An 18,563-nucleotide genomic window follows, 5' to 3' on the forward strand; every position below is an offset into this window, starting at 1 on the left:
AAAGGGGTAATTATTTCCCCATATCCATATCGCCATTCTGTGGCTGTTTTTCTGCCATAAGAACCAATATCCCACTCTGTGCTGCCCAATTCCTTGGCAACAAATGCCACCACGGAGTTTGCGTCATGAAGTTTGGCTTTCGATATTTTTATTTCTTCTTTATAAAAGATATTTATCCAAGCCTTACGGATACCGCCCAATAAAAACATTACACCGAAGGCAAGCAGATAAGCCATGATGTTTTCTTTAGTAAACTTTTCTCTCCATCGGTTTTTCATGTTTTTCGCTGCTCTCGGAAAATGGCTAGGACGCGCCGGTATGCAGTTTGCAAAGCGGTTTTTGCCAAAATACCGCCGCAATACCGATTGCCGGCACGTCCTAATGATACAGATATTTTTCAGGCTGCCTTATTACAGGCAGCTTGAAAAATATCGCGCTTATACGCCAGCAGCTTTCAGCAGCTCTTCGGCGGTCAAAATACCCAGCGCGTTGCCCGCCAAGGGGCTGTCGCCGGTGAGCAGGCGGCGGTCTTTGTGGACGCTGCCGTCGATGCTGGTTTTACTGTTTTTCACCACTATGCCCAGCTCTTCCAAGCGTTTGGCGAGCAGCCACGGCAGTTTGCCCGGCATATAGCCGATGTCCAGATTCGTGCCTTCGTCCAAAGCGTCGGGGAACACGCACAGCTCGTAGCTTTTAAACGGGAATTCGTTATCTGGACGACCTACGGATGCGGCAGCCAGCACGGCGGGGTCGTGGCACAGGGTGATGATGAATTTGTCGGTCGCGGCTTTCAGGCAGCTTGTTGAACGCGCCGTGGCCGCCGGGAATCAGCACGGCGATATAGGGCGAATCGGGCGCGGTTACTTCGTCCAAAATGTCGGCAAGGCGCGCGGGTTTGTCGAGCTTGGGCAGGTATTCGGCGTAGATTTCGGCGATGGCTGCATCTTCGTTCGGCATCGCCCACATTTCAAATTTGGCGTGGTTGCCCGACAGGGTGGCGACGTCGATTGCAAAGCCTGCTTTGTGGATGTGCAGCATCGGCAGCAGGGTTTCTACGGGGTGGTTGCCGGTGGAGAAGAATTTGCCGTTTTGCATTTGCAGATAGCGCTCGTCGGTGGCGACCATCAGCACTTTGAATTTGCCGCCGGTGTAGGGCTGGGCGAATTGGGTGCCGGCAAAGTTGGTTTTGGGCGCGGTGTATTGGCTTAGAGATGGTAGTTGGATGGGAAAAAGGCGTTGTGCTCGGCGCGGTCGGCGACGGGTTGTTTGGATAATTCGGTCATGGGAAAAACTCCTGATGGTGTGTTGAAAGTGTGCAGGCAGCACGTTTGTGCCGCGCCACCGCCTGCGGGATGTGGGGCAGGGCGGCCGTTTTTAAAAAAAGCATCCGTATTCTTTACAAAAGTTTTCAGGCTGCCTGAAAGGGGAAAGGCGACACTTTGGCTGTTTTAACAGCAGCAAACGGCGCTACCACAACCACGCCCATACGCGGCGGCCTTCGGCGGTAAGCAGCATAAAGGTACGGCAGGCGGCGGCGGTGCTCATGCACTCCAGTCCGACGCCGCGGGCGGCAAGGGCAGCGGCGGTGCGCGGCGGCAGAAACTGCTGCTTGGCACCGGTGCCAACGATAATGACTTCGGCGCCGTCGTCCAAAGCAGCCTGAAAAGACTGTTCGTTCAAATCCTGCGCCTGTTTTTCAGGCTGCCTGCAGATAAAGGATACGGTTTCGACGCTGCCCTGCGGCCGGCCGGCAATTACGGCGGGCAGGGGGTGGGAGATGCCGTCGATTTCGATGCTGTGTTCGCCGGCGGCGGTGATGCCGCCCAAGCTTTCTTCGATGTTCATAAGCGTGCTATGGGGGGAAATTGAAGATGCAAAGATAGGTAAAATCGGGTAGTATCGCGCGGCTTTCACAAATCAATGCGCGATCTTTTCCAGGCGTTTGCCGGCGGGAAGTCTAGCACACAAAGATACTTCAATTCAGGAGCAGTTATGCAAGCAATCAGGATCGGTTTGTTGGGTTTGGGCACGGTGGGCAGCGGTACCGCCGAAGTGCTGCAGAAAAACGCGGCGGAGATCAGCCGCCGTCTCGGCCGCGAAGTGCGGCTGGCGATGGTGTCTTCGCGCGATGCAGCCAAAGCCCGCAGCGTGTGCCCCGATGCGCAGTATATGGCCGATCCGTTTGAACTGGTGCGCCATCCGGATGTGGATATTGTGGTCGAACTGTTCGGCGGCACCCAGATTGCCAAGGATTTAGTGCTCGAAGCGGTGGAAAACGGCAAGCATGTGGTTACCGCCAACAAAAAACTGCTCGCCGAATACGGCAACGAAATCTTTGCGCTGGCCGGCCGCAAAAACGTGATGGTGCAGTTTGAAGCGGCGGTGGCCGGCGGCATCCCGATTATCAAAGCGCTGCGCGAAGGGATGTCGGCCAACCGCATCAAGTCGATTATGGGCATCATCAACGGCACCAGCAATTTCATTCTCAGCGAGATGCGCGAGAAAGGCAGCCCGTTTGCCCAAGTGCTCAAACAGGCGCAGGAATTGGGCTATGCCGAAGCCGATCCCACTTTCGATATCGAAGGCCACGATGCCGGCCACAAAATCACCATTATGTCGGCGCTGGCTTTCGGCACGCCGGTGAATTTCGGTGCCTGCTATCTGGAAGGCATCAGCAAACTCGATGCCCGCGACATCCGCTATGCCGAAGAGCTGGGCTACCGCGTCAAACTTTTAGGCATCACCCGCCTGAGCGAAAAAGGCGTGGAATTACGCGTGCATCCGACCCTGTTGCCCGAATGCCGCCTGCTGGCCAATGTAAACGGCGTGATGAACGCCGTGCGCGTGAATGCCGATATGGTTGGCGAAACCCTGTATTACGGCGCCGGTGCCGGCGCGCTGCCCACCGCCAGCGCCGTGGTGGCCGATATTATCGACATCAGCCGCCTGCTCTCGGCCGACAGCGGCCACCGCGTGCCGTATCTCGCTTTCCAGCCCGGCCGCTTGCAGGAAGTGCATTTCCTGTCGATGGACGAAATCACCAGCAGCTACTATCTGCGCGTTCAGGCTGCCGACAAAGCCGGCGTGCTCGGCAGCATCGCCAATATTCTGGCCGGCGAAGGCATTTCCATCGAAGCCCTGATTCAAAAAGGCGTGCTCGATAATAACCAGGCCGAAATCGTGATTCTCACCCACAGCACCGTTGAGCAAAACATCCGCCGAGCCATCCCACGCATCGAAGCCGAAGCCAGCGTCTCCGCCCCCGTGGTGATGATCCGCATGGAAAGCCTGAATGACTGATCTGGACAAACAAACCGCCACAGACGAAGGCAGCCTGAAAAATCCGGTAGCCGAAGCGGCAGAAGACGGCGGACAAAGCAGCCTGAAAAGCGAAACCGCCGCGCCGCAGCTAGACGAAGCCGCGCTATTGCGGGCGAAAAAGCGCCGCACCGTGATTATCTGGCTGCGGATCACCGCCCTGCTGTTTGCCGGTTTTTTCCTGCTCAGCCAATGCGGCATGAGCAAAGCCCGCGCGCAAAACGCCATCTTGGAAAGCTGCATCCAGCACGTTCCCAGCCACCCGAAATGGCAGGCCGATCTGCAGGCACGCAGCCTGAAAGACGATTCCGGCGCGCTGGCGCAGCAATACTGTGTGTGCATGTGGCGCGAGCCGCTGGACAAGCTCAGCAGCGAGCAGATCCAGTCTTTCCCCAAACTCAACCCGCAGCAGCAGCTCGATCTGCTCGGCGGCGAAAAAGAGTGGAACCGCCGCGACCAACAATGCCTGGACGGCCTGCACCCGTAAATCCGGCCGTCTTTCCCTTTCAGGCAGCCTGAAAAAGCCGTTTTGCCGTTTTCAGGCTGCCCCAGTCAAAACAAGGAAAACCATGTCCATCAAATCCGACAAATGGATACGCCGCATGAGCGAAGAGTTCGGTATGATTGAACCCTTCGAGCCGAACCAAGTGAAAGAAGCCGACGGCAAAAAAATCATTTCCTACGGCACATCCAGCTACGGCTACGACATCCGCTGCGCCAACGAATTCAAAATCTTCACCAATATCAACAGCACCATCGTCGATCCGAAAAATTTCGATCCGAAAAACTTCGTAACCGTGGAAGACGACTGCTGCATCATCCCGCCCAACTCGTTTGCCCTGGCGCGCACGGTGGAATATTTCCGCATCCCGCGCAACGTGCTCACCGTGTGCCTGGGCAAATCCACCTACGCCCGCTGCGGGATTATTGTGAACGTCACGCCGTTTGAGCCCGAATGGGAAGGCTACGTTACCCTGGAGTTTTCCAACACCACGCCGCTGCCCGCCAAAATCTACGCCGGCGAAGGTGTGGCGCAGGTGCTGTTTTTCGAGAGCGACGAAGTCTGCGAAACGTCCTATAAAGACCGCAACGGCAAATACATGGGGCAAACCGGCGTTACCCTGCCCAAAACCTAATGCCGTTTTTGCCCGCCTGCCTGCCCGTCGTTACGACTGCGGCAGGTTTCTGCCGTTTCAGGCAGCCTGAAAGCGAGTTTACGAGCTTCTGCGAAGCTAAAACCGCCGCCGATAAGCATAAGCACCCATGAAACCCGCCCCCGACGCCTTTTCCCGCCTGATTAAAGCGCTGTGCATCCTGCCCAATGTCGGCCCCAAAACCGCCCAGCGCATGGCCTACACCCTGCTGCAGCAAAACCGCGCCGGCGCCCAAGAGCTGGCGCAGGCGCTCGATTGCGCGCTCAAGCAGGTCAATAACTGCACAAGCTGCAATACCTTTTGCGAGGGCGGTTTGTGCCATATCTGCGCCGATGAAAAACGCGACCCGCGCCGCCTGATGATCGTCCACATGCCCGCCGACGTGGCCGGCATGGAAGCCGCGCGCTGTCACGACGGCCTGTATTTCGTGCTGATGGGGCAGGTCAGCCCCGCGCAGGATATGGATTTGAAAGCGATTGCGCTGGACAAACTAATCGCCCGCGTCGCCGATTCGCCGGTGGAGGAAATCATCATCGCCACGTCCTTTACTGCCGAGGGCGACGCCACCGCCTATGTGCTGGCCGAGTTGTTTAAAGACCAGCCCTACAAAGTCAGCCGTCTTGCCCGCGGCATGCCGCTGGGCAGCGAGCTTGAATACGTTGATGCCGGCACGCTGGCGCAGGCGGTGTACCGCCGCAGCCTAATTCAGGACAACTGACGCCAATATTTTTCAGGCTGCCTGCAGAGAATAGGCAGCCTGAAAGGGTAGGGATGGCAATCTGCTGTGAATGCGAAAAAGCAGCCTGAAAACCATAGTAGGGGTTTTCAGGCTGCTTTTTGCTTGGGAAATATAACTGGGCATCCGCCGGCCGGACAGTTCGGCAAACGCTATGGCAGGCAGCCTGAAAACGGCTGCCGTCGGTCAGGCAGACAGCACAAACGCCGCATCTGCTTGCGTGCAGATGCGGCATTTGTCGGAGAAACAAGCTATCAGCCGACGATTTCTACCGGGCCGTGGTCGTCGCAATGGTCGCCGTGCTGGTGGTGCAGGCGGCCGTTGACGATGTAGTCCACATGGTCGCCGTGCGGCACGGCTTCGTGGCCGCAGCCTTCGCCATGGGCGTGGCCGGCGCAGGTATCGACCGGATGGCAGCCGTCGGGATTGGTGGCGTTTACTTCCAGGCTGTGCTCGTCGTAATGGCCTTCGTGGGCGTGGTGCAGGTGGCCGTCGTGCAGGTAGTCGATATGGTCGCCGTGTTTGATGGCGGTGTGGCCGCAGCCTGCGCCGTGAACATGGGGATGGTTGGCATGGGTATGGTGGCTCATGGTGTTTTCCTTTTGTCGGTTGCTGGGAGTCGCAATCATAGCGGTTCGAGAGCGAAAGTGCAAGTAATTTGTTGATTTTAAATTATTTTGTTTTGATATAGTGTAAGCGTTTGCGCTATAGAGTAACGGCGGCGGATGCCTGCCCGCCGCCGTACCGTCCGGCGTCAGCCTTTGGCTTCGGACTTGGCGACGCGGCGCCAGTGGTGCAGCAGCGGTTCGGTGTAGCCGTTGGTTTGCTCGCCGCCTTTGAAAATCAGGTCGCAGGCAGCCTGAAAGGCGGGGGAAAGCTCGAAACGGCCGACCATCGGCACATAGGCGGGATCGTGTTGGTTTTGGCTGTCCACCACCGCGGCCATGCGCTCGAGGCTGGCGCGCACTTCGTCGCGGCTGACGATGCCGTGCAGCAGCCAGTTGGCGATGTGCTGGCTGGAAATGCGCAGGGTGGCGCGGTCTTCCATCAGGCCAATGTTGTGGATGTCCGGCACTTTCGAGCAGCCGATGCCCTGTTCGACCCAGCGCACCACATAGCCGAGGATGCCCTGGCAGTTGTTGTCCAACTCCTGGCGCTTGTCTTCGGCGCTCCAAGCGGTGTCGGCGGCCAGCGGAATGGTGAGCAGATCGGCTTTCAGGCTGCCTGCATCGTGGCGGGGCAGCTTTTGCTGTACGTCAAACACATTGGTCTGGTGGTAGTGGATGGCGTGCAGGGTGGCGGCGGTGGGCGAGGGCACCCAGGCGGTGGTGGCACCGGCTTTGGGGTGGCCGCTTTTTTCCGCCAGCATTTTCGCCATCAAATCGGGCATCGCCCACATGCCTTTGCCGATTTGCGCTTTGTGCGCCAAACCGCAGGCTAGGCCGGTTTGCACGTTGCTGGCTTCGTAGGCTTTGATCCAAGCGCTGTTTTTCATATCGTTTTTGCGGATCATCGCGCCGGCATGCATCGAAGTGTGGATTTCGTCGCCGGTGCGGTCGAGAAAACCGGTGTTGATGAACACCACGCGCCGTTTGGCGGCGGCGATGCAGGCGGCCAGATTGAGCGAGGTGCGGCGCTCTTCGTCCATAATCCCCATTTTCAGAGTGTCGGCCGGCAGGCTGGTGAGTTTTTCGACGGCGGCAAACAGGCAGTCGGCAAAGGCGACTTCTTCGGCGCCGTGCATTTTCGGTTTGACGATATAAACCGAACCGCTGCGGCTGTTTTTGTTGCTGTTGCGGGCGAAATCGAAAGGGGCGATCAGTGCGGTCATCACGCAGTCGAGAATGCCTTCGGGGATTTCCTTGCCGTCGGCATCGAGCACCGCCGGCGTGGTCATCAGGTGGCCGACGTTGCGGATAAACAGCAGCGAGCGGCCGGGCAGGCTGAAACGGCTGCCGTCGGGCGCGGTGTATTCGCGGTCGGGATTCAGGCGGCGGGTAAAGGTTTTGCCGTTTTTCTCGACTTCTTCGCTGAGCGTGCCGCGCATCAGGCCGAGCCAGTTGCGGTACACCAGCGCTTTGTCTTCGCCGTCCACCGCGGCCACCGAGTCTTCGCAGTCCATAATCGTTGAGAGCGCGGCTTCGAGCACGATGTCTTTGATGCCGGCCGCATCCTGGCCGCCGATGGGGGAAGTGGGATCGATCAGAATATCGATGTGCAGGCCGTTGTGCAGAAACAGCAGCGAAGAGGGCGCATCGGCGCTGCCGTTGTAGCCGACAAAATTTTCAGGCTGCTTGAGCGTGGTTTCGCTGCCGTCGGCCAAACTCACTTTCAGGCTGCCTGAATCCAAATGGTAGCGCACGGCATCGCGGTGGCTGCCGGCCGCAAGCGGCAGGCTTTCGTCGAGAAAACGGCGGGCAAAGGTGATAACCGCGCGGCCGCGGTCGGGATTGTAAGCGCCGCCGGCTGCCGGCACGCCGGGCTGGTTGATGGCGTCGGTGCCGTAGAGCGCGTCGTACAGACTGCCCCAGCGCGCATTGGCGGCGTTTAAGGCGTAGCGGGCATTGTTGATCGGCACCACCAGCTGCGGCCCGGCCTGCTCGGCCAGCTCGCGATCGACATTGGCGGTTTCGATTTTAAAGGGCGCAGGCTCATCGGCCAGATAGCCGATTTCGCGCAGAAAAGCCTGATAGGCGGCGGCATCGAAATTGGGATGGCTGCGGTGCCAGCCGTCGATGGCAGCCTGAAGACGGTCGCGCTCGGCCAACAGGGCGCGGTTTTGCGGCGTAAACTCTGCCAAAAGCGCGGCAAAACCCGGCCAAAAGGCGGCAGAGTCAAGTTTCGGATGCGCGGGCAAGATGTCGTCTTCAATCAGGCGGTAGAGATGCTTGTCGATCTGCAGACCGGCGGCGGCGATGTATTGGTAAGGCATAGGGGTTTCTCCAAGTTTGTTTTTCTGATGTGCCGATTACAGGCGGTTACAACCTTATCATTTGTGTAAATTCTGTTCAAGGGATTTGAAATAGAGTAAGGGAAAAACGGCAAAAGTAGGCCGGCTTCCGGATAGCAGGCAGCGCTATGGAGGGTTTCAGGCAGCCTGAAAAAACACGCGCCGGATTTTCCGGCGCGTGTTTGTTTGGAAGATGCGGATTCAGCGCAAACGGCCGCCCACGGCCGCCGCCGCGTCCACCAGCTTGGCCATTACCGGCTCGACGGCTTCGTCGGTGAGCGTGTTTTCCATGTCCTGCAACACTACTTTCACCGCCATGCTCTTCATGCCTTCGGGCAGGCCGGTGCCGCGGTAGACGTCAAACAGCGCGATTTCCTGCACCAGCGGGCTGGAAACGGTTTTCAGGCTGCTTTCTAGTTCGGCGTAGGACACATTTTCCGGCAGCACAAAGGCCAAATCGCGGCGCACGGCCTGGAATTTGGATACCGGCTGGTAACGGGTTTTCTCGCGCAGCAAAACCGCGTCCATATCGATTTCAAACACCAGCGGCGCTTGCGGCAGGTCGTATTTTTGCAACCATTTTGGGTGCAGCTCGCCGACAAAACCAATCACGCGGCCGTCTGAAACGATTTCGGCGGCGCGGCCGGGGTGCAGCGCGGGATGAGCGGTTTTGGCAAACTCGATTTTGCTGTTTTTCAACAGGTTTTCGACATCGGCTTTGATGTCGTAAAAATCGGCGTTGCGCGTTTTTTCGCCCCATTGCTCGGGCATGGCGGCGCCGTACCACAGGCCGCCGATGCGTTCGTTTTGCGCGAAACTGCCGTCGGCATTTTTGGCAAACACGCGGGCGATTTCAAAAATGCGTACGCGGTTTTGCTTGCGGTTTAAGTTGTTTTGCAGGATTTCGACCAAGCCGCCCACCAGCGTCGAGCGCATCACGGCGTATTGCGCCGCCAGCGGGTTTTGCAGGCGGATTGGGTTGGCGTTGGCGGCAAAATCGGTTTCCCACGCTTCATCGACAAAGGCGTAGCTGACCACTTCGCGGTAGCCGCGGGCGGCCATTTCGTTGTACACGGCAAAGCGTGGGCGGCGGGTTTCGGGCAGCGGCAGCATTTTCAGGCTGCCTGAAGTGGCGTCGTCGGGGATGTTTTCGTAGCCGTACACGCGGCCGATTTCTTCGATTAAATCGGCTTCAATTTCGATGTCGAAACGGAAGCTCGGTGAGGCCGTCTGAAAGCCGTCGGCGGTTTTTTCAGGCTGCAAACCGAGTTTGTGCAAAATGGTTTCGACCTGTTCGGCGGCGATGTCCACGCCCAACACTTTGGCCACGCGGCTCAAGCGCACGCCTACGCGTTTTTCAGACGGCAAATCGCCCACGGCTTCCACCATTTCACCCACCTGGCCGCCGCAGATTTGCAATACCAATTCGGTGGCGCGTTCAATCGCATCGGCCTGCAAACGGTAGTCCACGCCGCGCTCGAAGCGGAACGAAGAATCCGAGCCGAAGCCGTATTGGCGCGATTTGCCCGCAATCACGGCCGGCGCAAACCATGCCGCTTCCAGCACGATATTGCGCGTGCCGTCTGAAACCGCGCTGGCCGCGCCGCCCATCAGGCCTGCCAAACTCAACGCGCTTTTTTCATCGGCTACCACCAATGTGTTTTCAGACAAAGAGACGGTTTTCTCATTCAGGCATTCCAGCGTTTCACCTTCACGCGCGCGGCGGATGTGCAGGCTGCCTGAAAGTTTGTCGGCATCGAAAACATGCATCGGCTGACCAATTTCAAGCATCACATAATTGCCAATATCCACCAGCGCGGAAATACTGCGGATACCGCTGCGCTCCAAACGCTGCTTCATCCAATCCGGCGTAGTGGCGCGCGCATTCACGTTTTCAATCACGCGACTGATAAAGCGACCGCAATCGGCAGGCGCATCAATCTGCACGGGCTGTTTGCGGCTGCCCGTGATGGGCGCGGCATGGATTGCAGGCTGCTTGAACGTGCAACCTGTCAGCGCGGACACTTCACGCGCAATGCCTTTGATGCTCAGGCAGTCGGCACGGTTCGGTGTGATTTTCAGCGTGAATACCGTGTCGTCCAAATCCAAATATTCGCGGATGTTTGCGCCGACAGGAGCGTCTTGCGGCAGAACGTGCAAGCCGTTCACGCCGTCGTCGGGCAGACCGAGCTCGTCGGTAGAACACAACATCCCGTTCGACACCACGCCGCGCATCTTGGCCGGCTTGATTTTGAAATTGCCCGGCAACACCGCGCCCGGCAGCGAACACGGCACTTTGATGCCCGCTTTCACATTCGGCGCACCGCACACAATCTGCACCAACTCACCCGTACCCGCATCAACTTGAGTAACGTTCAAACGATCGGCATCAGGATGTTTTTCAACGGATTTCACTTCGGCAATCACCACACCTGCAAACGCAGGCGCGGCAGTCTCGGCTTCTTCCACTTCCAAGCCGGACATGGTTAACAGATGTTCCAGCTTATCGGCAGAAAGTTCGGTATCGGCTTGGGTTTTCAGCCATGAGTAGGAGAATTGCATGTTATGTTCTCAATCAACTAATTAACTTTTTATCAGATTTTGTTTTCAGACGACCTGGTTTATGTTGGTGTGCAATCTGCTTTTTAACTTTGTTGGTGCTGTTGCTTTCAGATAGTCTTTTCAAACCTTAAGCAATCAAATCAATAATATTGTTACGAACCACGCCAGCAAGGTATAGCCTAAGGTGACACTCACTGTAAACGCCACACGCTCCCAGCTTTTAAACCACGGCATCAACCAACTACCGATCGCGGTGGCAAAACAAGATACGGCAAATGCAGTAAATCCGTAATTCGACCACCTTATTGCACCTTCCACATCGTCGCCGGTCAGAGTTTTCAAATCGGCTAACGACAAAGAGCGGTTTTCGCAATAGATGGACAGCAACCACAGTGCAACAGCAAGTGCATAGCAGGCGGATGGAGCGATATAGCGTTTCATGCCTCGGCTTTCGGGTAAGCAAATTTGATTTTTACTTCGCTGAAGCTGCCGTTTTCAAGTAACCTTTATCGTGCTATTTCAGCGTAATTTCTGCAAAAACGGATTAAAGGCAATTTCCCATAAAAAGCCATCGGGGTCGGCGATATAGCCGCTGTATCCGCCCCAAAATACTTTCTGCGGGGCTTTGACGATATTCACATTTTTTGAGGCGAGCTCAGAAAACAATGCATCCACTTCAGCTTCGCTGCCGACATTATGCGCCAACGTAAAACATGGAAAACCGCTACCCTGCGCTAATACCTGCGCGTCTTGCGCTAAGGCTTCCTTACCAAACAGAGCAAACCGCAGCGCGCTTCCTGTTTCAAAAAACGCAATGTTTTCATTACTGTCCACCGTTTCCTGCCAACCGAATATGTCTTGGTAAAAACGGCGGGAAATAGCAAGGTCGCCTACGCCGAGCGTGATGTAGTTAATATGCTGTTCCATAACGTTTTCTATATTGGTTTAGTAAGCCCAGTATTGCTAGGCTACTTGTAATCCGCGTAGATATAACTAGCCAGTTTGAGCAACTAGGCCGTAAAACTACCGAATACAGCATCAATTTCTGCACAGGCGCGTTGAACCGCTACATCCCAGTTGCCCGCCGTGCCTTCGGCATAGATAGTGTCCACTGAAGCAAAACCTAAAAAGCCGCCAAGCAGCGTTTTCAGATAGCTCGAGGCAAAATCCATTTGCGCCATCGGTCCATCAGTATAAACACTACCACTAGCCTGCAACAGTAGTACTTTGTGCGCACTCATCAGCCCTCGCGGTGTACCATCCGCTCCGTAGCGGAACGTTTCGCCAGGCACAACTAAATTATCTAACCAGTCTTTCAAACGGGCGGGAATGCCGAAGTTGTACATCGGATAGGCAATGACGAGTCGGCGGGCGGATTTGACTTGATTTACTACCGACATCAGTTGTGCCAGCAAAGCGGTCTGTTCCGCATTCGGCTGCTGCCCTTGGAACACAGTTGCGACAAACATTTCCAGAACCGCCTTGTCCAGCGGCTGTATGTCAGTCTCTGCCAAATTAACAGTTTGTGCACTACCTACGGGCAGTTTGGATAACAGGTGTGCAACCATGCGATTGGTGGCGGAAGCAGAGGAATACGGGTCAGGGTGTGCGTTGATAATCAGAGTATCCATAATTTCGGCATCCTTGTCTTTACAATGGGGAAACAAACAATTGCTGGAAAATCAGGTTTAGGCTTGTAGCCTAGATTAACAAATCCGACATTTTCAAGCTATTTGAAAGGCAAGTAAGGCTACTTTTTAGGTTCAAACCGCCTGAAATAGCAGATGCAATGAAGTTAAAATCGCTTAGCCAAACTGCTTCAAAAAGTTCAAATCGTTATCAAAAAACAGTCGCAAATCATTCACGTTGTAACGCAACATAGCGAAACGGTCGAGGCCGATGCCGAAGGCGAAGCCGGTGTATTTTTCGGGGTCGATATTCACGTTTTTCAAAACGTTGGGATGCACCATGCCGCAGCCGCCGACTTCCAGCCATTTGCCGTTTTCACCCATGATGTCGATTTCGGCGGACGGTTCGGTGAACGGGAAGAAAGACGGACGGAAACGTACTTGCAAATCATCGCGTTCGAAAAAGCGGCGGATGAAATCGGTGAACACGGCTTTCAAATCGGCAAAAGTTACACCTTCTTCTACCCACAGACCTTCAGCTTGGTGGAACATGGGCGAGTGCGTAGCGTCGCTATCCACGCGATAGACACGGCCGGGGGCGATGATGCGGATGGGCGGCTCTTTTTTGTCGAGCATGTAGCGGATTTGAATGGGCGAGGTGTGGGTGCGCAAAACATCGCCATTTTCCACATAAAAGGTGTCCTGCATAGCGCGTGCGGGATGGTCTTGCGGGATGTTGAGCGCTTGGAAATTGTGGAAATCGTCTTCGATTTCGGGGCCGTCGGCAACGTCAAAACCAAGACCGTGGAAGAGTTCGACCACGCGCTGCAAGGTAAGGGTAACGGGATGCAGGCCGCCTTGCTCTTGGGCGCGGCCGGGCAGGGTGATGTCGAGTGCTTCGGCGGCGAGGCGCTGTTGCAGCTTGGCTTCGTTCAGCGCGTCGCGTTTGGCGTTGTAGGCCGTCTGAAAGCGGTTTTTGCATTCGTTGATGTGCGCGCCGACGGTTTTGCGCTCTTCGGGCGACATTTGGCCGAGCTGCTTGAGCAGAGCGTTGAGTTCGCCGGTTTTGCCGAGGTATTGGGCTTTGACAAGTTCCAGCGTCTGCTGGTCGGCAGCCGCTTCGATGGCGGCGATGCCGGCGGCGGTGATTTGGTCGGGTTGGGACATGATGGAAACTTTGGCGGACGACGGTTGGAAAAAAGCGCGCATTTTAACCGAATTTAACGGCGCGTTGTTTTTTCAGGCTGCCGCGGCTTCTCAGGCAGCCTGAAAAGCGAGCGGGCGGTAAAAACCCTTTCAGCCGGTGCTTTCAGGCTGCAGCCAGATAGCGCTGAGCATGCGCCCGGTTTGGCCGTCGCGGCGGTAGGAAAAGAAGTGTTCGCGCTCCAGCACCGTGCAGTGTTCGCCGCCGTAAATGCGGCTGACGCCGGCGCGGCGCAGCACCAGTTTGGCCAGCGCATAGATGTCGGCCAGATATTTGCCGCCGCCGATGGCGTGAAAGGCCGCTTCGGCGGCGCTTAAATTGCGGCAGAAGGCTTCGCGCACGTCTTCGCCCACTTCAAAGGCTTCGGGGCCGATGGCCGGGCCGAGCCAGGCCATGATTTCCAGCGGCGGCACGCCCATGGCGTCGATGGTGTTTTCCAGCACGCCGCCGGCCAGCCCGCGCCAGCCGGCATGGGCGGCGGCCACAACGGTGCCGGCGTGGTCGCAAAACAGCACCGGCAGGCAGTCGGCGGTCATTACCGCGCAGGCGGCTTGGCTGCTGTTGTCGAACGAAGCATCGGCATCGGCCGGCGTTTTCAGGCTGCTTGCGGCGGCAACTGCCGTATTGCCGTGAACTTGGTTGAGATAGGCCACCGGCAGCGCAATCCGCGCCTGCACCAGCGCGCGGTTGGCGGCCACGGCAGCGGGATCGTCACCAACGTGGGCGCCGACATTCAGGCTGCCATACGCGCCTTTGCTGTGGCCGCCGCGGCGGGTGGTGATCAGGGTGCGGACATTGGCGGGCGCCGGCCAGTCGGCGGCAAAGAAACTGCCGTCCAGCGCGGGCAGCGACAGGGCTTGGTCGAAATTGCGGGTGGGCGGAATCATGGCGGGGAGATTGGGGGCAGATGTTTTCAGGCTGCTTGGCGGCGTATTTGGTCGGGTTTGGTCAAATATTTTTAACGGCAGCGGTGGGGGCTTTCGCTGCGGACTTCTTCGCTGTTGTTCGCGCGGTAGATGCGGATGGTGGCGGACTGGCCTTTGAGCGAAGCGCACAGGGCGTTGCGCACGGTATAGACGTTGCGGCCGTCGGCGGCGGTCTGCATATCCGGCAGCAGGCGCCGGCCGGCGGGATCGTAGGCTTCGAGACGGTAAATGCCGTTGCTGACCGACAGGCAGCCTGAAATGGCAAGCGCGGCGGCCAAGGGTAAAACGGCTTTCATGGGAAGTCCTTCTCTGATGCGGCAGGCAGCCTGAAAAGTGGTTTGCTGTTTTCAGGCTGCTTTATTTCAGGCTGCCTTTCGGCTTAAGCGGAAAAAGTATGTTCGGCGGCGGGGAATGTTTGTTCTTTCACCGCCCGCACATAGGCTTCGACAGCAGCCTGAACGCTGCTTTGGCCGTCCATAAAGTTTTTGACGAAGCGGGCGGTTTTGCCGGGATAGACGCCGAGCATGTCGTGCATTACCAGCACCTGGCCGTCGCAGCCGGCGCCGGCGCCGATGCCGATGGTGGGGCAGGAAACGGCTTGGGTTACGCGGCTGCCCAGTTCGGCGGGCACGGCTTCCATCAGAATCATGGCGGCGCCGGCCGCATCGTGGGCGCGGGCGTCGGCCAGCAGGCGTTCGGCGGCACCGTCGCCCTTGCCCTGCACTTTGTAGCCGCCCAGTGCGTGTACCGACTGCGGGGTCAGGCCGATGTGGGCGCAGACCGGGATGCCGCGCTGCTGCAAAAAGGCGGTGGTATCGGCCATAAAGGCGCCGCCTTCGAGTTTGACGACGTGGGCGCCTGCCTGCATCAATTCGGCGGCGGCGGCAAAGGCCTGCTCGCGGCTTTGCTGGTAGGCGCCGAAGGGCAGGTCGGCAACGATCATCGCGTTGCTGTTGCCGCGGGCGACGGCGGCGGTGTGGTAGCACATCTCGGCCAGGGTAACGGGCAGGGTGGAATCGCGCCCCTGCACGGTCATGCCCAGCGAGTCGCCCACCAGCAGGGCATCGACGCCGGCGCGGTTCATCAGCGCGGCGAAACTGGCTTCGTAGCAGGTGAGCATGGCGATTTTTTCGCCGGCGGCTTTCATTTTTTGCAGGGTGGGGACGGTAATCATGGGGCGGATTCCTTCATTATTTGTGGCGGAGCGTTTCAGGCTGCCTGAAAACGCAGTTTTTTGTCGTTGTGCGGGTTGGCGGCTTTGATGTCGGCGAGCATGCGGGGGAAATCAAGGCGGTATTGCTCCTGCAGCTTGGCGGCGCGGCGCTTGAGGGTGTCGAGCGCGGTTTCCGCTTCGCCCTTGAAGGCCAGCACCGCCACATTGCCGTGGCTCTCGGCAGGCACGGCAATCAGGCGGCCGCCGAAGCTGCGCGCGAGCCGTTCTTTAAACAGTTCGTAGCGCTTGTCGCCGCTCCACCAGTTGGCGGCGAACACACCGTCGGCGGACAGGGCGCGGAAGCAGTCTTGGAAAAAGTCTTCGCCGACTAAGTCGTCGATAATCTGCTCGCCGTCAAAGCCGTCCACCAGCAGCACGTCGGTGCCGCCGTTGAGGGTTTTGACGTATTCGGCGCCGTCGGCTTCGAGAATCTCGAATTTTTCGCCTTCAAACGGCAGCTCAAACAGCATGCGGGCAATTTGGATGACCTGCGGGTTGATTTCGACGGCGGTTTGCGCGGTATCGAGCAAAAAGGCGTCGATCCAGCGGGCAAACGAGCCGCCGCCCAGGCCGATTTGGGTGATGTGGCGCGGCGTCGGCACAAACAGCAGCCAGGCCATCATCGCCCGGCTGTAGGAGAGTACTAGCTCACTGGGGTCGTCGAGATTCATCGAGCTTTGCACGGTGGGCGAATCCAGATGCAGCGAGCGGATATTGCCGCTTTCGGAAATGCCGGCTTCAGGCAGCACGCGGCGGATGCGGCGGCGTTGGTGGGGATGGGTCATGGCTATCTTTGCTGGGGTTTTCAGGCTGCTTGGGCAGTTGTGTTTTCAGGCAGCCTGAAAAGGCTTGGGGACGAAAAAACGGCTTGAACGGCGCGGGCAGGTTTTCATGCTGCCTTATTCTTCCGCCCACGGATCGGCTTTGCGGCGGCGTTTGAGCAGGATGCGCACGGCGCCGTCGTTGCCCGGGCGCGGTTCGGCGTAGGCCAGCACTTCGGGGTGGCGCATCAGCCAGGTGCGTACCAGCGTTTTGAGTACCGGCACATAGCCGCGCGAGCCGAGCCCGCTGCCGTGGATGACTTCGCCGCACACGCCGCGCGCCTGCACAAAGGCGATAAATTCGCTGAGCACCTGCTGCGCTTCGTCCTGGGTGTAGCCGTGCAGATCAACGTCGGCCACCACCGGCCAATGGCCGGACTGCAGGCGCTCGATGTCGCGGCTGCCCTGGCCGTTTTTGCTGAACACCGGCGGCACGTCTTCATTCAGGCTGCTGCCGACGTAAAATACGTCGCTTTCTTCCAGCTCCGGCCGCTCGCGGCGCGGTTTGATGGCTTTGGGCGGCGCGGTTTGGACGCGGCGGCCGCTGCTTTTAAGCGGGGTTACGCCGGCCATCTCGCTGGCAAAATCAACTTCTTCGGCACGGCGGCGCGCAGCTTCGCGTTCGCGCTCCTGGCGCGCTTGCGCTTCCTGCTGCGCCTGCCGGTGCAGGTTTTTCAGGCTGTCGTGGAAACTCATGGCTGCTCCGGTTGCGGCAAAGGTTTTCAGGCTGCTTTTTTCACCAGCAGCACGCCGCTTTCAATGTGCGGGGTAAACGGAAACTGGTCGAAAAGGGCGGCGGCGGCGATGCTGTGGCTGGCGCTCAGGCGCTCGAGATTGGCGCGCAGGGTTTCGGGATTGCAGGAAACATAAATCACGCGCTCAAACTGCGCCGCCAGCGCCAGCGTGGCTTCGTCCAAGCCGGCGCGTGGCGGATCGACAAACAGGGTGGAAAAGCGGTAATCGGCCAAGTCGATGCCTTTTTCCGCCAGCCGACGGAACCGGCGGCTGCCGGCAAAGGCTTCGGCAAACTCTTCGGCCGACAGGCGGGCAACGGCGATGTTGTCGGCACCGTTGGCTTCGATATTCCATTGCGCCGCCGCCACCGAGGTTTTCGACAGTTCGGTGGCCAGCGCGCGGCGGAAATAGCGCGCCAGCGGCAGGGTGAAATTGCCGTTGCCGCAGTATAGTTCGAGCAGATCGCCATCCGCGCCCTGTGCTTGGCTGCAGGCCCAGGCGAGCATTTTTTCGCACACGCGGGCGTTGGGCTGGGTAAACGTGCCTTCGTATTGGCGGTAGCGGAACTCGCTGCCCATCACGTCCAGTTTTTCGGTAACAAAGTCTTGCGACAGCACGATTTTCTGCCCGCGGCTGCGCCCGATGAGAAATACGCCCAGTTCGCGCTGCAAATCTTCGGCGGCGCGGCGCCATTCATCGTCGAGCTTTTTGTGGTAAATCAGCGTGAGCAGCACTTCGCCGGTGGAGGCGGACAGAAATTCGCACTGATAAAGGCGGTTTTTCAGCACCGGTACGGCAGAAACCGCCGCCAGCAGCCGCGGCATCAGCGCGTTGATCGCCAGCGAAGCGGCTTCAAACTGCTCGATCAGCAGCAGCGACTCGCGCCCGCCCTTGCCGCCGGGGCGGAACATAGCATAATGCAGCTTTTCGCCTTCGTGCCAGATGCGAAATTCCGCCCGCATCCGGTAATGGGCGGCGGGCGAGGCGAACACTTCAAGCGGTGGCGCACCCAAAGACGAGAGCAGCGCGGTCAGGCGCGCGGTTTTTTCGGCAAGCTGGGCGGCGTAATCGGGAGCGGACATGGCGGGCAGACTGGGGGAAAAGACGCGCATTATATAGGAAGCGGCCGGCGGCGGGGCAGCGGCAAAGGCAGCCTGAAAAGGCGGTTGGCTATGCGGCTGTGTTGTTGGACTTGGCAAATATCGCGTTGTTGCCGGTGTTGGTTTGCCGCGCAGCCTGTCTGCGGCGGCAGGCGCTTAAGCGTTTTGCCGCGCGCAAAAAAGGCTGCCCGCAGGCAGCCTGAAAAAACCCGTGGC

21 protein-coding genes are annotated in these 18,563 nt (G+C 58.1%); 4 read left to right on the forward strand and 17 right to left on the reverse strand.

What is annotated here, in order from left to right:
- From MB824_RS08060 to MB824_RS08075, 4 genes are all read right to left on the reverse strand, one after another.
- The coding region (locus MB824_RS08060; RefSeq protein ID WP_238747901.1) for a hypothetical protein at positions 1–236 on the reverse strand (236 nt) is incomplete at its 3' end.
- Between the two features lie 201 nt (positions 237–437).
- Positions 438–743 carry a type 1 glutamine amidotransferase family protein gene (locus tag MB824_RS08065; protein ID WP_238747902.1) on the reverse strand — a complete coding sequence of 102 codons (306 nt, stop codon included), beginning with the start codon at positions 741–743 and terminating at the stop codon, positions 438–440.
- Entirely contained in the window at positions 709–1,326 is a 618-nt protein-coding gene (locus MB824_RS08070; protein ID WP_238747904.1) for a type 1 glutamine amidotransferase family protein, read from the reverse strand. Before MB824_RS08070 ends, MB824_RS08065 begins: the two co-directional genes overlap by 35 nt.
- Before the next feature lie 141 nt (positions 1,327–1,467).
- A complete protein-coding gene (locus tag MB824_RS08075; RefSeq protein WP_238747906.1) occupies positions 1,468–1,845 on the reverse strand; it encodes an Mth938-like domain-containing protein in 378 nt (125 codons plus the stop codon).
- A 147-nt stretch (positions 1,846–1,992) separates the two neighbouring features.
- Here MB824_RS08075 and MB824_RS08080 point away from each other — a divergent pair, with 147 nt between their 5' ends.
- The 4 genes from MB824_RS08080 (at position 1,993) to recR (ending at position 5,190) form a co-directional block, all read left to right on the forward strand.
- The gene (locus MB824_RS08080; protein ID WP_238747908.1) at positions 1,993–3,300 is read left to right on the forward strand and encodes a homoserine dehydrogenase; all 1,308 of its coding nucleotides are present in this window, start codon (positions 1,993–1,995) and stop codon (positions 3,298–3,300) included.
- A complete protein-coding gene (locus MB824_RS08085; protein WP_238747910.1) occupies positions 3,293–3,805 on the forward strand; it encodes a hypothetical protein in 513 nt (170 codons plus the stop codon). Before MB824_RS08080 ends, MB824_RS08085 begins: the two co-directional genes overlap by 8 nt.
- Positions 3,806–3,887: 82 nt before the next feature.
- Entirely contained in the window at positions 3,888–4,454 is a 567-nt protein-coding gene (dcd, locus tag MB824_RS08090; protein WP_238747912.1) for a dCTP deaminase, read from the forward strand.
- Between the two features lie 127 nt (positions 4,455–4,581).
- On the forward strand, positions 4,582–5,190 hold the full coding sequence (gene recR, locus MB824_RS08095) for a recombination mediator RecR (protein ID WP_238747914.1): 609 nt from the start codon (positions 4,582–4,584) through the stop codon (positions 5,188–5,190).
- Between the two features lie 272 nt (positions 5,191–5,462).
- Here recR and MB824_RS08100 read toward each other — a convergent pair whose 3' ends face one another.
- The 13 genes from MB824_RS08100 to trmA form a co-directional block, all read right to left on the reverse strand.
- A complete protein-coding gene (locus MB824_RS08100; protein ID WP_238747916.1) occupies positions 5,463–5,798 on the reverse strand; it encodes a hypothetical protein in 336 nt (111 codons plus the stop codon).
- A gap of 164 nt (positions 5,799–5,962) precedes the next feature.
- Positions 5,963–8,140: a malate synthase G gene (locus MB824_RS08105; RefSeq protein ID WP_238747917.1), complete on the reverse strand. Its 2,178-nt coding sequence runs from the start codon at positions 8,138–8,140 to the stop codon at positions 5,963–5,965.
- Between the two features lie 219 nt (positions 8,141–8,359).
- Complete coding sequence (pheT, locus tag MB824_RS08110) at positions 8,360–10,720, reverse strand: phenylalanine--tRNA ligase subunit beta (protein WP_238747920.1); 2,361 nt, start codon at positions 10,718–10,720, stop codon at positions 8,360–8,362.
- 135 nt (positions 10,721–10,855) lie between these two features.
- Positions 10,856–11,161: a hypothetical protein gene (locus tag MB824_RS08115; RefSeq protein ID WP_238747922.1), complete on the reverse strand. Its 306-nt coding sequence runs from the start codon at positions 11,159–11,161 to the stop codon at positions 10,856–10,858.
- A gap of 78 nt (positions 11,162–11,239) precedes the next feature.
- Positions 11,240–11,647, reverse strand: a complete 408-nt coding sequence (locus MB824_RS08120; protein WP_238747924.1) for a VOC family protein — start codon at positions 11,645–11,647, stop codon at positions 11,240–11,242.
- A gap of 83 nt (positions 11,648–11,730) precedes the next feature.
- Positions 11,731–12,351: an FMN-dependent NADH-azoreductase gene (locus MB824_RS08125; RefSeq protein ID WP_238747926.1), complete on the reverse strand. Its 621-nt coding sequence runs from the start codon at positions 12,349–12,351 to the stop codon at positions 11,731–11,733.
- Positions 12,352–12,525: 174 nt separating this feature from the next.
- Positions 12,526–13,515: a phenylalanine--tRNA ligase subunit alpha gene (gene pheS / locus MB824_RS08130; protein WP_238747928.1), complete on the reverse strand. Its 990-nt coding sequence runs from the start codon at positions 13,513–13,515 to the stop codon at positions 12,526–12,528.
- Positions 13,516–13,644: 129 nt separating this feature from the next.
- Positions 13,645–14,439 (reverse strand): peptidoglycan editing factor PgeF, encoded by a 795-nt coding sequence (gene pgeF / locus MB824_RS08135; RefSeq protein ID WP_238747930.1) that lies wholly within the window; start codon positions 14,437–14,439, stop codon positions 13,645–13,647.
- Between the two features lie 71 nt (positions 14,440–14,510).
- Positions 14,511–14,774 carry a hypothetical protein gene (locus tag MB824_RS08140; protein WP_238747932.1) on the reverse strand — a complete coding sequence of 88 codons (264 nt, stop codon included), beginning with the start codon at positions 14,772–14,774 and terminating at the stop codon, positions 14,511–14,513.
- Between the two features lie 83 nt (positions 14,775–14,857).
- Complete coding sequence (gene panB / locus MB824_RS08145; protein ID WP_238747934.1) at positions 14,858–15,652, reverse strand: 3-methyl-2-oxobutanoate hydroxymethyltransferase; 795 nt, start codon at positions 15,650–15,652, stop codon at positions 14,858–14,860.
- Between the two features lie 35 nt (positions 15,653–15,687).
- Complete coding sequence (locus MB824_RS08150; RefSeq protein WP_238747936.1) at positions 15,688–16,476, reverse strand: polyamine aminopropyltransferase; 789 nt, start codon at positions 16,474–16,476, stop codon at positions 15,688–15,690.
- A 114-nt stretch (positions 16,477–16,590) separates the two neighbouring features.
- Positions 16,591–17,208: a Smr/MutS family protein gene (locus MB824_RS08155; protein WP_238747938.1), complete on the reverse strand. Its 618-nt coding sequence runs from the start codon at positions 17,206–17,208 to the stop codon at positions 16,591–16,593.
- A gap of 26 nt (positions 17,209–17,234) precedes the next feature.
- Complete coding sequence (gene trmA / locus MB824_RS08160) at positions 17,235–18,359, reverse strand: tRNA (uridine(54)-C5)-methyltransferase TrmA (RefSeq protein ID WP_407659231.1); 1,125 nt, start codon at positions 18,357–18,359, stop codon at positions 17,235–17,237.
- Positions 18,360–18,563: the final 204 nt, after the last annotated feature.

Source organism: Kingella pumchi, assembly GCF_022288825.1.
GTDB lineage: Bacteria > Pseudomonadota > Gammaproteobacteria > Burkholderiales > Neisseriaceae > Kingella_D > Kingella_D pumchi.

What these genes read in the sequence shown, in the direction of transcription:
- recR (WP_238747914.1), top strand. Translation starts at nt 4,582, where the DNA reads ATGAAACCCGCCCCCGACGCCTTTTCCCGCCTGATTAAAGCGCTGTGC.
- pgeF (WP_238747930.1), bottom strand. Translation starts at nt 14,439, where the DNA reads ATGATTCCGCCCACCCGCAATTTCGACCAAGCCCTGTCGCTGCCCGCG.
- MB824_RS08150 (WP_238747936.1), bottom strand. Translation starts at nt 16,476, where the DNA reads ATGACCCATCCCCACCAACGCCGCCGCATCCGCCGCGTGCTGCCTGAA.
- pheT (WP_238747920.1), bottom strand. Translation starts at nt 10,720, where the DNA reads ATGCAATTCTCCTACTCATGGCTGAAAACCCAAGCCGATACCGAACTT.
- MB824_RS08155 (WP_238747938.1), bottom strand. Translation starts at nt 17,208, where the DNA reads ATGAGTTTCCACGACAGCCTGAAAAACCTGCACCGGCAGGCGCAGCAG.
- trmA (WP_407659231.1), bottom strand. Translation starts at nt 18,359, where the DNA reads ATGCGCGTCTTTTCCCCCAGTCTGCCCGCCATGTCCGCTCCCGATTAC.
- MB824_RS08115 (WP_238747922.1), bottom strand. Translation starts at nt 11,161, where the DNA reads ATGAAACGCTATATCGCTCCATCCGCCTGCTATGCACTTGCTGTTGCA.
- MB824_RS08075 (WP_238747906.1), bottom strand. Translation starts at nt 1,845, where the DNA reads ATGAACATCGAAGAAAGCTTGGGCGGCATCACCGCCGCCGGCGAACAC.
- MB824_RS08080 (WP_238747908.1), top strand. Translation starts at nt 1,993, where the DNA reads ATGCAAGCAATCAGGATCGGTTTGTTGGGTTTGGGCACGGTGGGCAGC.
- MB824_RS08125 (WP_238747926.1), bottom strand. Translation starts at nt 12,351, where the DNA reads ATGGATACTCTGATTATCAACGCACACCCTGACCCGTATTCCTCTGCT.
- MB824_RS08085 (WP_238747910.1), top strand. Translation starts at nt 3,293, where the DNA reads ATGACTGATCTGGACAAACAAACCGCCACAGACGAAGGCAGCCTGAAA.
- dcd (WP_238747912.1), top strand. Translation starts at nt 3,888, where the DNA reads ATGTCCATCAAATCCGACAAATGGATACGCCGCATGAGCGAAGAGTTC.
- MB824_RS08105 (WP_238747917.1), bottom strand. Translation starts at nt 8,140, where the DNA reads ATGCCTTACCAATACATCGCCGCCGCCGGTCTGCAGATCGACAAGCAT.
- MB824_RS08100 (WP_238747916.1), bottom strand. Translation starts at nt 5,798, where the DNA reads ATGAGCCACCATACCCATGCCAACCATCCCCATGTTCACGGCGCAGGC.
- panB (WP_238747934.1), bottom strand. Translation starts at nt 15,652, where the DNA reads ATGATTACCGTCCCCACCCTGCAAAAAATGAAAGCCGCCGGCGAAAAA.
- MB824_RS08120 (WP_238747924.1), bottom strand. Translation starts at nt 11,647, where the DNA reads ATGGAACAGCATATTAACTACATCACGCTCGGCGTAGGCGACCTTGCT.
- pheS (WP_238747928.1), bottom strand. Translation starts at nt 13,515, where the DNA reads ATGTCCCAACCCGACCAAATCACCGCCGCCGGCATCGCCGCCATCGAA.
- MB824_RS08140 (WP_238747932.1), bottom strand. Translation starts at nt 14,774, where the DNA reads ATGAAAGCCGTTTTACCCTTGGCCGCCGCGCTTGCCATTTCAGGCTGC.